The organism is Clostridium ganghwense (genome assembly GCF_026735165.1).
Lineage (GTDB): Bacteria > Bacillota > Clostridia > Clostridiales > Clostridiaceae > Clostridium_H > Clostridium_H ganghwense.
In genome coordinates, this window is sequence record NZ_JAPQES010000013.1 from 1 (window position 1) to 13,526 (window position 13,526).

Below are 13,526 nucleotides of genomic sequence, written 5' to 3' on the forward strand. Positions count from 1 at the left end.
GCACGCCGCCAGCGTTCGTCCTGAGCCAGGATCAAACTCTCAATTTAAAAGTTTAATCTTTACTCAAATTTATTGACTGACTGTGTTTCCTTACTTCTGTTTAATTTTCAAAGACCAAATTTTTCATTACCGCCTTACGACAGCTTATTCAGTATATCACCTGAACTTTTCTTTGTCAACAACATTTTTGAATTTTTTTAATTTTCTCAAATCATCTAAATCCATACTTTGTTGTTGCCTCATCATCACTCTCGCGACGACAAGGAATATCTTATCATAAATCTTAAACTAATTACATCAAACATACTCCATTTAATTAAATTATATTCTTCTTTCTATATTTAACTTAATTTTTCTACATCATTCTCATTTTGATACGCTAGGATAAGTATATGAATTCTATACAAAATTTCTCTTGGTAAAACACAAAAAGAACTCGCAACAACAGTTACGACTTCTCTTTATATTAAGCTACTTGTTTTATTTCTTCATATTCTTCATTGTTTTTATTTAGTGATTTAGTATTTAAAGTTAATACTAAGACTGCTAGTACTGCTGGCTTCAAAAAATTAAATATATTAATTTATTTTTTCCCACATATCAACTAAAAATTCTTTTTCTTTTCCTGCTTTATAAAAATCATATTCTTTATATATCTCTAAATCTGAGAGTGTCTTTGCTTTATAAGACATATCTATATCTTCTCTCGTTGGAAATCCCATAGAGATATTTTTCAATGCATTTGCGCCTTCTTCACTTAGACAAAAATCTATAAATAAATTAGCAATATCCTCATTAGGACCTTTCTTTATTTTAGATATTGCATCTATTGTCCATCCTGCATTTTTAGGAACATTTGTTATCATGTCAAACCCTGACTTCTTCATCATAAGTTGATCTCCCAAAAAGTTTATACCTATCAGGTATTCTCCTGTTCCAACCTTTTGACAAGGCGTATATCCATTAACGGTGAACTGACCAACATTTGATTTTAGCCCTTTTAAATACTCTATAGCCTTATCTGTTCCCATACTTTGTACTAATGATGCCACAATTGTATAAGCAGTACCTGATGTTTTAGGATCTGGCATTACTATTTCTCCCTTATATATGGGATTTAATAAATCTTCATATTCAGTTGGTACTTTGATTCCTCTAGGTTTAAACTCTTTTTCCCATCTCTCTTTATTTATTGCTATTGATAAGGGTTCTAATTCGAACCCTGTCCAATACCCATCTTTATCCTTGTATGGTTCTAAGATATTTTTTGCATTTTCAGATTTATATTGTTCTGAGAGCTGTTCATCTTTCATAACAGTATGTGCATCACAGGTTCCCCCCATAAATATATCTGCTTTAGGATAATCTTTTTCTACTCTTACTCTTGCTACAGCTTCTTCGGTAGGCATTCTCATATATTCATATGTACACCCTGTTTTTTCTTTAAACATTTCTAACAAAAGTTTTCCTACATCTTCACGAGATGCTACATATACAACCAAATTTCTTCCCTTCAAATCAGGATAGCCATCTTTTTTGTATATTACCTTTGTTTTACTATCTCCACAGGAAGTAAAAAATACCATAACCAAACTTACTAAAAATATATATAAGAGTTTTTTTATTCTCATGTATTATTCCTCCAATGTACAAATCAAACAATTATTTTAATTAAACTTATTTGAATAGTTATTACTTAATTCATCGCATATATTTTTTAAGTTACCTTTCATATATATATGACGCCCATTTTCATCTCCTAAATATTGAACAATAAAAAATTCATCATATATATCTATATTTATAACGTTATAGCTTTTAACCTTTAAATAGTTATCATTTTCTTGATCCATATACACCTTGATATGTGAAGATGGGTATGTTTGTCTTCTAGTTAAATCCATAATTTCTTTATCATCTTCTAATTTTATGGCTTTACTTATCAAATTTCTGATTTTGTCTTTATCAGAATTACCAAATTTCACTTTTCCTCTAAGCTTGTCCATTAAAATAACCTTATTTGTTTGACTTATGAACTGAGCTAAATTATTAGGTGAATACAAATAACTTAACAAGCTATTTCTTAAGTTATTTATGATAGGCAACTTATAGCTATCTCCATATATATAATTGTTTAATTTCAATACATTGCTTACTTGAAATTCACATTTCATTCCATTCAAGTAATATATATTGCCAACAATATTAATTGGTGAAGTATTGTCTATTTTGTAATCACTTCTTTTAGATGTACTTTTCATAATTTCATCAATAAAATTCCATATGTTATTTATAGAATTCTTATCTTCTAAAACACACCTTCCCCATTTTTCATTAAAAAATTCGATTTTTACAGGGATAGACATACTTGCTTTTTTTATTACTTCTTCTCTATCATCTATTATTTTTACTTTATTGTATAACTTATTATAATTTATATTTATTGCAATAATAGATATAGTTATCGTTATCATATACACCAAAATAATTCTTATCTTGGTATTAATCCTTTTCAATTTATCTTCCTCCTATTATTACTTTTTAAATCCTAGCTTTACACAAGTCCATTTTTCTAATTTACTGCTTATTTCTATAAATCCATCCTGCTTATTCATAATCTCTCTACATATAAAAAGTCCTAACCCATTTCCATTTTTCTCTCTAGCTGAAATCTTATTAACCCTGCAAAATGGTTCAAATATCTTATCAATATATTCTTCTGCTATACCCATTCCATCATCAATAATACTAAGAATTATATATTCATTGTTTTCTTCTATATTAAATATAATACTGCTGCATTCACTGTATTTAATAGCATTATCCACTACATTTAAAATAACTTGTTTTGTTTTATCTTTATCTATGAATATTTCTTTACTAAATAATTCCTTCTCTATGTAAATATCATATTTATCACATCTTGGTTTCAACATATATAAAACTTCTTCAACAACTTCTTTTATGTCACTATTAGTCTTGTGTATTTCAAATTCATTTTTACCAAACTTAGATAAATCCAAAAGTTCCTCAACTAACTTTAATAGTCTTTGTCCTTCTTTACCTATATATGATAAACTCTCTTCAACATCTTCTTTATCATTTAGTCTCGGTATAAGATCTGAATGTCCAATTATAGCTGTTAAAGGAGTTTTGAATTCATGAGTAACGTTGTCCAAGAAACTCTTTTGCTTCTGTTTTTCTTCCTTTAGTTTTTCAATATGCTGCTGAATATTTTCCGACATAATATTAAAAGTTTTTGATAAATCCTCTATTTCATCTCCACTATTAATATCTATTTTGTTGTTAAACTGTCTCTTTGCAACTTTTTCAGACATATCCTTTAATTTTTCAATAGGTCTAACTATATTGTCTGAAAATAAATTACTCAATACCCAGGCTAAACATATAGCTATAATAGCTATAATTCCCATGATAATAAATGTATTATGTATTAACTTATTGCCACTGATTTCTTCATATATATACCTAACACATCCTATAGTTTTATCATTTATATAAATAGGACTCGAAAATAATATATACATTTTTCCATGTACTTTTCTTATGATATAAGCTTTGTTTCCTTTAATTGCATTATTAATATCTTTATCATAAAAATTATCTTTGCTACTAGAAGAATCTGCTGTAATATTTCCATCTTTATCATACATCTGTATTCTAAATTTCAATCTATTAGATAGGTATGTGGACGTTAATGGACTTATGTTTTTAAACTTCGTTACATCATTTATCCCAGAATCTTTTCCTAAATAGTTAATTATATATAATTGAGTGTTATAACTTTCTTTAGTTAAAAAATCCACAGAATTCTTAAGCACATTATTATATAAATTATTAATGATTACTAAATATATAAATATAATTACTGGAATTAATATTCCCATATTCATTAACATAATTTTTGTTTTTATTTTTAATTTCATGACTTACACCTCTAGCTTGTATCCTACACCATATACTGTCTTTATAGCTTCTGAATATGGGTTAAGTTTCTTTCTTAGACGCTGTATAAGTATATCTACAGCTCTTGTATTTCCTATAAAATCATATCCCCACACTTTATTTAGTAATTCTTCTCTAGTAAAAACTTTATTATATGTTTCAAGCATCAATATTAAAATATTAAATTCCTTATAAGTAACATTTATCTCTCTATCATCTACAAATACTTTTCTTTCCTCTTTCAATATCCTTAAAAAACCTTTTTTAATTTCATTAGCTTTGTTATGTAGTACTTGTCCTTTTTTATTAATTCTTTTAGTTACAGCTTTTATTCTTAACATAAGCTCTGCACTATTAAAAGGCTTTGTCATATAATCATCTGCTCCTAACTGCAATCCTAAAAGTTTGTCATTAATCTGACTTTTAGCCGTTAACATAATTACAGGAATATCATTATTTATTTCTTGTAATTGTTGTATAACTTCATAACCACTCATATCTGGAAGCATAAGGTCTAAAATTACCAAATCAGGATTTTCTGATTTAAATTTTTGTACTCCGTCTTTCCCTGTTAAACTAGTAACCACTTCATATCCTTCTAATTTCAAATTCATTCTTATTAGACTCAAAATACTCTTCTCATCATCTACAACTAGAATTTTCATATCTACCAACCCCTTATTATTTTGATTAATCAATTTTTCATTCAGTAGTTCTCAGCGTTAAAGTTTTCAATTGTAAATTATACAATAAATATAACTCTTCATGGTATAATTATGTCATATGGAAAATAAAGTAATTAGAGGTGAATAACTATTGAATAAAAAAATACTTACTCTTGTTTCATGCATTATTATAATTTTATTAGTAATAAATTATAATCCAAAATTGAAATGCAGATTATACTTAATGAGCAAAGGCTACAAAATCCTCTCGCAGGAAGATAAAGATTACCCAAACTTTTTAAAGACAACTGATAAATGTACTATTCACTATACATATAAATTAACCAAAGAAAGTATATGCAAAAACTTAAATTATAGATCATGGGCTGTTCAAAAAGTAGAAGCTAAAAAATATCTAGGCAAAACTATTCACATCTACATCTTTGTAGTTAAAAACCATCCTCTTGAAGAAAAATTTAAAGATGAAAATGTAACAAGTGTGGGAATTGATATTATCGTAGTTAATAATAAAATAATAGGTGGAACTTCAAATGCTCTTTATGATAATGATCATATGAAAATGGGAGGAGGTCCTTATTCATTAGATGGTAAAACTCCACAAGAAATAAATGAAATGGATTATACACAATGGTTAAATAATTTTAAAAGCACTATCAATTAACTAGATAGTGCTTTTATGTCATACTTCTTATTCCTTTGTCATATAAAATATTTTATGGTCTCTCCATTTTCCATTTATGAATAGATACTTCTCACTTATTCCTGCCTCTTTAAATCCACAGCTTTTCAAAACTCTTTGAGATTTTTCATTATCTAAAAGAGTAGTTGCTTCTATTCTGTGAAGCTCCATATCATCAAAAGCATACTCTAAAACGAGTTTCAATGCTTCCTTCATATATCCCTTGTTTTGCTCTTTTTCGTCCATTGAATACCCTACAAAAGCATTTTGAAATATTCCTCTTACTACATTTGATAATCTAATTTTTCCTACAAATTGTTTGTTTTTGTATATTCCAAATTCTGTACTGGTTCCATTTAAAAATTGCTTATAACTTTCTATTAAATTTTGTGTCTGTACTTCTAAAGTATAAAAGTTTTCTTCGCGTATAGGTTCAAAAGGCTTAAGATACTCTTTATTTCTTATATAATAATCTAAAATATCTCTTGAATCTTCTGGTGTTAAAACCTTAAGCTCAATCTTCTCTCCTTTAAGTCTCAAAACATTTATATTCCTATCCTGCTTAAAAGTACTAATATCTACTCCAAATATCAGCTCACTTCTATGTTCATTATTTACAATAGAACTATTAGATAGTATTCCTTCTAAAGTAAAACCTAACTCTGTAAATGGATTTAACATTGTATCTTGATCTGCTATTACACTTACCTTCAATAAATCCATATTTTTAAATAAGGATGTAATCATTACATCTAACGCTTTCTTCAATTCTTTACTATGGCTATCTCCCTTTTTGTAAAATTTAATTCTAAAACAGCAAAATTTATTTTCTTTACTTAGTTCAATTATGAATATTCTTCCAAGACTTATTCCATATTTATCTTTTATTAAGTAATCTCTATCTTTGCCCTCAGTAACTTTTATTTCTACTTTTTCTTCATTATACATTTTGTTCTCTCCTATTTTTCACCAATATATCCTTAGTATTTATATGAATTAAATACGTAAATACAACACATATTAACAGACACACTGGAATAACATAATATGCTTTGTAAACACCTATTGAATCATTTAAAGCTCCAATTAATATGTTTATTAACATACTTGTACCTGAAGCTACTGTTATTATTAACCCTGTTATAAAAGAAATATTTTTTTCAAAAACTTTATTTATTGTTAAAACTACAGTAGGGAAAGTAATTGCAAAAAATACTCCTGACATTGCAATAATAGTAATACCATTTTCCCCAATAAATAATCCTGAAATATATAACACAAAAGCAATAATAACAGAAACTAAAACTGTTTTAATATATCCAAATTTTTCTGCTACAAATCCACCTAGCAATCTTCCTACAGCAAAAGTTCCAAAAAATAATGCTGCATAATATGAACTTTTATTGCCATCAAATTTATATGTATCATGCATAAAGTTTACAAACCATATTCCTGTATTCATTTCCGCTGCTACATATGCACCTAATGCAATCATATATAAATATAAAAGTCTATTTTGTAATATCACTTTTATATTTATTTTTTCCTTATTCTTAATATTATGTGGCTCAGGTATTTTTACAAAAATAAATCCTATAAAAATTATTATTGTAATTATTGATATAATGAAATATATTTGTTTCCAAGTAACTCCTCTATAAAGCATTACTCCTGTAACTCTTTGAGTAAAAGTAGCTCCTAAACCATAGCAAAAATGAGTTAAATTCATAAGTATTGCTTGAAAGCTTATTGCTATAATAGGTATTATAGTATTAGTTCCAATAGCAATAAATGCTTGTCCTACATTTAATAAAAATAATTCTGTAATTAATACCGTAAAGCTATTACAAAAATATAATCCTATAAGAGGAAAAATCATAAACATAAATCCAAGAATAAATACTTTCTTTTGTCCTATCTTTTCACACAAAATCCCCCCTATGAATGTGAAAAGCATATATCCTAAGGAACACATAACCACCATTAATGAAATACCTTTATTACTAATCAAAAATTCTTGTTTAAGTGTTGGTATAAAAGGTCCCCTTACATTATCACACATTGCTGATAAAATCATCATCATAAAAATAAAAATTACAGCAAAAATATTCTTTTGTTTCCTCACTAAATTCACTCCCTAATTAAATATTATGTCTTTAATTACTTCTGAAGCTATAATAAGCCCTGCAGATGATGGTACAAAAGAAATACTTGCTGGTGATTGTTTTCTTTGATTTTCTTCTCTGTAAATTTCACTTATCTTTATAGGTATTTCTTCAGAATAAACTACCTTTAATCCCTTTACTTCTCTTCTTTTTAACTCTCTTCTCATAACTTTAGCTAAAGGACATACGGCAGTTTTATATATATCTGAAACTTTAAATTTTGTAGGATCTAACTTATTTCCTGTTCCCATGCTACTAATTATGTTGATATTATTTTTCTCACACCATACTGCCAATGCAATTTTAGAACTTACTGTATCTATAGCATCTACAACATAGTCTGTATCTAGTTCTATAATATCTTTAATATTATCTTCATTTACAAATACCTTATGAATTTTAACTTCACAATTAGGATTTATATCTAAAATCCTTCTTTTCATTACTTCAACTTTTGCCTCTCCTACTGTTTTAGTTGTAGCAAGAATTTGTCTGTTTATATTTGAAATGTCTACTTCATCTTTGTCAACTAGAACTATTTTACCAACTCCACTTCTAGCAATAGCTTCTGCAACAAAGCTTCCAACTCCACCTACTCCAAATACTACAACTTTACTCTTATTTAATTTTTCAATATTTTCTTTACCTATTAATTTCTCAGTTCTAATTAACCATTCCATATTTTATTCTCCTATTAATAATTTATATCATACTAAATTTCGACACTAATTATTATACCAAAAAATAAAAAAAATACTGCGAATTTTTCGCAGCTTTAAAAATAAATCCCGCACAAATAATTATTTTTTTATAATTTAATCCATTATCTAAACAGACTTAAAAGAATTATAAGCTTCTTTATAACTAAGCTACACCTTTTCCATACAACTTTTTTCGCAGATATAAACTATAGAATACTTATATCATCATTTACCTTCAAATTAAGTTTATAATTATTTTACCGTACCTAAAACTTAAATACCTCAGTAAATGCTGCCTTCTTTTAAATTCTGTTCTAAACTTTTAACTGTTGTTATATGTGATTACAATTTGTAACCACACTTTTATTATACTATATAGTATAAATTTTCGCAATATTTCCTCTATTATAATCATACAACACTATTTTGCATAATCTAAAAGAATACTTCCTAAAACACTAAATCATATAACTTTATTTATAGTTTTATGCAAAAAAATTATACTTTTTTATCAAAATAACTCTTAATATTACTAAAAGTTTTAAAAAAGAGTAAAGACCATAAGTCTTTACTCTTTATATTAATTATCTCTCATCTAGACCAGCTAAAACTTTATCAAACATTTCTATTTGACAAGCACTGTTTTGGAAATTCTGGCAAGTATTACAGCTTACCGCAGATGCACAGCTAGAATTAAGTGAATGCTGTTGATTTATTGCTTTATATCCTGGACAATTTTTTGCAACACTCATAGTTTGTTGATTAGTTGCCATAGGTGCATTTGCCATTTCACTAATTATTTTTTGATTTGATACACTGCTGCCTACAGTTTGTGCTTCCATAGGTTGTTGAGTCTCTCTAATATCATTCATACAGTTCCCTCCTTAAATTTAGTTCCTATTTATTATTTGCATAACCTCATCAAATAATCCCTTGGTACATTTTCCACTAACAAAGTTCTGGCAATTACTACAACTTTCAGATAATGTTCCCATGCTAAACATTGTAATAGCATATCTAGGTTGATAACCTAAACAATTTTGAGCTACTACCATTTTTGTTTCATTAGAAATCATCCCTAAACACCGACCTTCTAAATTGTTAAATTCAATATAGTTTTGCTCAAATTGTAAAATAAAATACACAAATTTTAATAACAATTTATTAAATATTTTTAAACAAGAACTAAAGTATATATTACTAAAAATACTTTGCACTAAATAATAAAAAAATTACTACATGTAAATATAAATTTCATGTAGTAATTTTTTTATTAAATCTTATAGATTATATATTTCAGTATATTTATCATTTAAATATTCAATAAAATATTTAGCCTTTAATTCTTCATCAGTAACTTTTTTTATAAGATCTGCTGGTTTATATACAGCACCATACTTATGAATATTCTCTTTAAGCCATTCATGAATATGAAGTAAATTACCTTTTTTGATTTCTTCATATAAATGCGGTAAATCTTTTTCCATTTTATTTAGAAACTGAGCACCATAAAGATTTCCAAGAGCATAGCTTGGGAAATATCCAAAGCTGCCATCTGACCAATGCATATCTTGAAGTACACCTTCTTCATCATTTTTAGGATCTATTCCTAAATATTCATTGTATTTTTTATTCCATATATCAGGTAAATCCTCTACTTCAATATTTCCATTTATTAATTCCTTTTCTATTTCATATCTTATAATTATATGTAAACTATATGTAAGTTCGTCAGCTTCTGTTCTTATAAGTGATCTCTCTACAAAATTTATTCCCTTATAAAATTCGTCTAAAGTTATACCTTCAAACTGAGGAAATCTTTTTAAAGCTTCTGGATAAAAATAGCTCCAAAATTCTTTAGTCTTACCTATAATGTTTTCATAAAATCTTGATTGAGATTCATGAATTCCCATAGAAGCTCCTTTACCAAGCATAGTTCCTTTCAAAGTATCAGTTATATTTTGTTCATATATAGCATGGCCACCCTCATGTATACAACTGAATAAAGCACTTCTAAAATCATTTTCATAATAATGTGTAGTTATCCTTACATCCTTGTTTCCAAAATTTATTGTAAAAGGATGAATAGACTCATCTATTCTTCCTCGCTGCTCAAAATCATATTTCATCTTTTTAAGTACAAACTCTGAAAATTCTTTTTGATCTTCCTTTGGAAATTGCTTTGTGAAAAAATCAGTATTAGGTGTATATCCTGATTTTTTTATTTTATTTAAAAGATCAACTATTGCATCTCTTACTTCACTAAAAACTTCATCTAATTTTTTTGTAGTAATTCCTGGCTCATATTCATCTAAAAGTGTGTCATATTTATTTTCTTTATATCCTAGGTATTCAACAAATTTTCTTTTATAATTTACTATCTTTTCAAGATGAGGCTTAAAAATATTAAAATCTCCTTTTTCTTTTGCCTCTTCCCATGCTGCTGTAGAGTTTGAAGATGCTATTGTATATTCTTTATACTCATTCTCAGGTATTTTTTTAGTTCTATCATAATTTCTTTTAGCCTCTTCCGCCATAGCTTTAACTATATAATCTGAATCCTGACATTCACTAAAATATTCTATAAATCCTTTCATTTTATCTGAAGTGCTGATTCTATAGGCTTCTCCTGATAAATATCCTATCATCTCACTTCTATAGCCTATTCCTCCTCTAGGTGCATTAACCATAGAATCCCAACTTAGAAGTGCTATTGTACTCTCTAAATACTCTAATTTACTTAAATATTCTTTAAACTCCTTTAGCTTTTCATCAAATTTACTGTTCATAGATGCTCTCCCCTTAAATTAATTTTACACTGCTGTTAATATATAACCGACTCTGTTTCTCTACAATATTTTGTAATAAGACACTCTCCTAAATTTCTAGGACAATTTCTACACATACACCCATCTGCCTTTCCATCACACTCTTTATTTTTAAATTCAGGACACTTTACGCAATTATCCTTAACTACTGTCATTACCTTTTCCCCCTAATCTTTATTGTCTATATTCTAATTATGATTTATAAAAAACAACCCTGCCTAACTTTTAATCACATGACAAAGGTATACTACATATTTTTATAAATTATTATTATAAATGTTACACCTCTTGCATAGCTTTAAATTCACACCTATATACTCTATCTGCTTTATATCCTAGTTCTTTTAATACTTTTCTTACAACTCTCTTTCCTATTTTATCTTCTTTCATTTGACAAAGTGCATCTTCTATATTATTCCATTCTACTCCTTCTACCTCATCAGATTTTTTAATTTCACCTTTTACATAATTAGCCATATAAGTAAGCATTAAAAGTTCTGATTTTTCTACTATATCACTTCCAAGATATTTTATATTATCAACAGTTATTCCGGTCTCTTCTTTAACTTCTCTTACAACAGTCTCTTCAACAGTTTCACCATTTGTAACATACCCTGACACTAAAACCTTTGAATCTTTAAATATATAACTTTGCTTCATCAAAAGAATTTGATCATCTTTAATAACAGCAACAACAACACATGGTTTAGGTAAATCAAAATACATAATATCATCAGCTGGACAATAAGGTACTTTCCCTTCATCCCAGCTATCTCTCATAATTAATTTTGTACCACATTTAGGGCAAAATTTGTACTTCATATAATTCCCCTCCATGAATAATATTATATTTATAATTATAGTTTATTTATATTTTTTAGTACATAATAATTTAAAGCTACAAAATTATATCTACACATCTATCTAACTCAATGTAATTCTCTCCAACTTTACAATTGTAAACAAAAATATCAACTCCATTTTTATATGCCAAACGTAAGGCTTTTCCAAAATTTTCATCCATATCATCATAAGGTGAAAAAGTTTTTGCCTCTTGCAATTGAATTAGAAATAAAACGCCTGCTCCTTTACCTTTCTTTTTTACTTCTATTAGCTCTAAAAGATGCTTTCTTCCTCTATCGGTTGGAGCATCAGGAAACATACAATGCCCGTCATTCTCAAATGTTACTCCTTTTACTTCAAGATAATATTCTTCCTCATTATCATTTGAAATCTTAAAATCAAATCTACTATTTCCAAAGGTCTTTTCCCTTTTTATTATTGGATAATTTTTTAATTTTTCTATTTTAGAATTTTTCAATGCTTCATCAACTACATGATTAGGTACCTGCGAGTCTATATTTATAAATTTATTATTTTTATATCCCCCTATTAAATCATATTTAGTTTTTCTATTTGGGTTTTTCCCTTCTCTTAAAATCACAGTGCTGCCAGGTATAAGTATTTCTCTACACCGTCCCGTATTAGGTACATGTACTACTATTTCTTCTTCATTTAACTTGACATAGGCTATAAATCTATTTGGTCTTTTTATAAATTCAGCTTTAATAATATTACTATTGTATATCATTTTTATCCTCACTTTATATAAGTTATCAACATATTCACAGATATTATCCACATTATTCACAGTTTTTTTCACATTTTAATAGTAAATTATATATTTTGTTTCATTATTATTATATCCTACAATATCAAATCTATTTTAAATGTATACTTTCACAATATATTATCCACAATGTTATTAACTTTTCTTATATATTGTTATTACTTTGGTTACCTATTATACCATATTAAAATTATAAAAAATCAAATTTATTCACAAATTTGATTTTTTATAATTTCCTATAGATAAAATAAAAACGCTTCAATAAATAAATTATTGAAGCGCAACTTTTTGGTAGCTCCTAGGGGAATTGAACCCCTGATTCCGCCTTGAGAGGGCGATGTCTTAACCGCTTGACCAAGGAGCCATACACTAAATTTGACTTTTTATACTTTACTGTAATATTATAGCATTTAGTAATATTATTGTCAATAAACTTAATGTTTATTCTCATAAAAAAAATAAGAGTTCTTTTTTACAAGAACTCTTACTTATATGGCTGGGATGGCAGGATTCGAACCTACGCATGTAGCAGTCAAAGTGCTATGCCTTACCGCTTGGCGACATCCCAATAGTTATGGTGCGTCTTAAGAGATTCGAACTCCTGGCCCACGCCTTAGAAGGGCGTTGCTCTATCCAGCTGAGCTAAAGACGCAAATGGAGCGGGTAAGGGGAATCGAACCCCTGTGTTCAGCTTGGAAGGCTGACGTTCTACCATTGAACCATACCCGCATATATAATTTTAAGTTTTATGGTGCAGGTGAAGGGAGTCGAACCCCCATGCCAAAGGCGCTAGATCCTAAGTCTAGTGCGTCTGCCAATTCCGCCACACCTGCATATATAAAATTATAAATGGTGACTCCTAGGGGAATCG

14 protein-coding genes and 5 tRNA genes are annotated in these 13,526 nt (G+C 27.8%); 1 reads left to right on the forward strand and 18 read right to left on the reverse strand.

Features of this window, described 5'->3' with window-relative positions; all coding sequences use genetic code 11:
• Positions 1–578 precede the first annotated feature (578 nt).
• Genes OXH55_RS19545 through OXH55_RS19560 form a run of 4 tightly spaced genes read right to left on the reverse strand, consistent with a single transcriptional unit; the run spans position 579 to position 4,631 of the window.
• Entirely contained in the window at positions 579–1,631 is a 1,053-nt protein-coding gene (locus OXH55_RS19545) for an ABC transporter substrate-binding protein (protein WP_268051839.1), read from the reverse strand.
• Between the two features lie 36 nt (positions 1,632–1,667).
• Positions 1,668–2,516: a DUF3919 family protein gene (locus OXH55_RS19550; protein ID WP_268051840.1), complete on the reverse strand. Its 849-nt coding sequence runs from the start codon at positions 2,514–2,516 to the stop codon at positions 1,668–1,670.
• A gap of 18 nt (positions 2,517–2,534) precedes the next feature.
• The gene (locus OXH55_RS19555) at positions 2,535–3,947 is read right to left on the reverse strand and encodes a HAMP domain-containing sensor histidine kinase (protein ID WP_268051841.1); all 1,413 of its coding nucleotides are present in this window, start codon (positions 3,945–3,947) and stop codon (positions 2,535–2,537) included.
• Positions 3,948–3,950: 3 nt separating this feature from the next.
• On the reverse strand, positions 3,951–4,631 hold the full coding sequence (locus OXH55_RS19560) for a response regulator transcription factor (RefSeq protein WP_268051842.1): 681 nt from the start codon (positions 4,629–4,631) through the stop codon (positions 3,951–3,953).
• A 151-nt stretch (positions 4,632–4,782) separates the two neighbouring features.
• Between OXH55_RS19560 and OXH55_RS19565 the strand changes: the two genes are divergently transcribed.
• The gene (locus OXH55_RS19565; protein WP_268051843.1) at positions 4,783–5,313 is read left to right on the forward strand and encodes a DUF3939 domain-containing protein; all 531 of its coding nucleotides are present in this window, start codon (positions 4,783–4,785) and stop codon (positions 5,311–5,313) included.
• 27 nt (positions 5,314–5,340) lie between these two features.
• On the opposite strand, the gene OXH55_RS19570 is transcribed toward OXH55_RS19565, so the two are convergent.
• From OXH55_RS19570 to OXH55_RS19635, 14 genes are all read right to left on the reverse strand, one after another.
• The gene (locus OXH55_RS19570; protein ID WP_268051844.1) at positions 5,341–6,279 is read right to left on the reverse strand and encodes a GNAT family N-acetyltransferase; all 939 of its coding nucleotides are present in this window, start codon (positions 6,277–6,279) and stop codon (positions 5,341–5,343) included.
• Positions 6,272–7,456, reverse strand: a complete 1,185-nt coding sequence (locus OXH55_RS19575; RefSeq protein WP_268051845.1) for an MFS transporter — start codon at positions 7,454–7,456, stop codon at positions 6,272–6,274. Before OXH55_RS19575 ends, OXH55_RS19570 begins: the two co-directional genes overlap by 8 nt.
• A gap of 12 nt (positions 7,457–7,468) precedes the next feature.
• Positions 7,469–8,176, reverse strand: a complete 708-nt coding sequence (locus OXH55_RS19580; protein ID WP_268051846.1) for a tRNA threonylcarbamoyladenosine dehydratase — start codon at positions 8,174–8,176, stop codon at positions 7,469–7,471.
• 605 nt (positions 8,177–8,781) lie between these two features.
• Positions 8,782–9,069 carry a hypothetical protein gene (locus tag OXH55_RS19585; RefSeq protein ID WP_268051847.1) on the reverse strand — a complete coding sequence of 96 codons (288 nt, stop codon included), beginning with the start codon at positions 9,067–9,069 and terminating at the stop codon, positions 8,782–8,784.
• Positions 9,070–9,087: 18 nt separating this feature from the next.
• Entirely contained in the window at positions 9,088–9,273 is a 186-nt protein-coding gene (locus tag OXH55_RS19590; protein WP_268051848.1) for a hypothetical protein, read from the reverse strand.
• A 204-nt stretch (positions 9,274–9,477) separates the two neighbouring features.
• A complete protein-coding gene (locus OXH55_RS19595; RefSeq protein ID WP_268051849.1) occupies positions 9,478–10,986 on the reverse strand; it encodes a carboxypeptidase M32 in 1,509 nt (502 codons plus the stop codon).
• 35 nt (positions 10,987–11,021) lie between these two features.
• Complete coding sequence (locus OXH55_RS19600) at positions 11,022–11,180, reverse strand: hypothetical protein (protein WP_268051850.1); 159 nt, start codon at positions 11,178–11,180, stop codon at positions 11,022–11,024.
• Positions 11,181–11,304: 124 nt separating this feature from the next.
• Positions 11,305–11,847 carry an NAD(+) diphosphatase gene (locus tag OXH55_RS19605; protein ID WP_268051851.1) on the reverse strand — a complete coding sequence of 181 codons (543 nt, stop codon included), beginning with the start codon at positions 11,845–11,847 and terminating at the stop codon, positions 11,305–11,307.
• A 76-nt stretch (positions 11,848–11,923) separates the two neighbouring features.
• Positions 11,924–12,616, reverse strand: a complete 693-nt coding sequence (gene sfsA, locus OXH55_RS19610; RefSeq protein WP_268051852.1) for a DNA/RNA nuclease SfsA — start codon at positions 12,614–12,616, stop codon at positions 11,924–11,926.
• A 328-nt stretch (positions 12,617–12,944) separates the two neighbouring features.
• Positions 12,945–13,019 (reverse strand) — tRNA-Glu (locus OXH55_RS19615).
• Positions 13,020–13,148: 129 nt separating this feature from the next.
• Positions 13,149–13,223 (reverse strand) — tRNA-Gln (locus OXH55_RS19620).
• 7 nt (positions 13,224–13,230) lie between these two features.
• Positions 13,231–13,307, reverse strand: a tRNA-Arg gene (locus OXH55_RS19625).
• Between the two features lie 3 nt (positions 13,308–13,310).
• Positions 13,311–13,384: transfer RNA gene (locus tag OXH55_RS19630), tRNA-Gly, on the reverse strand.
• A 20-nt stretch (positions 13,385–13,404) separates the two neighbouring features.
• Positions 13,405–13,488, reverse strand: a tRNA-Leu gene (locus OXH55_RS19635).
• Positions 13,489–13,526 lie beyond the last annotated feature (38 nt).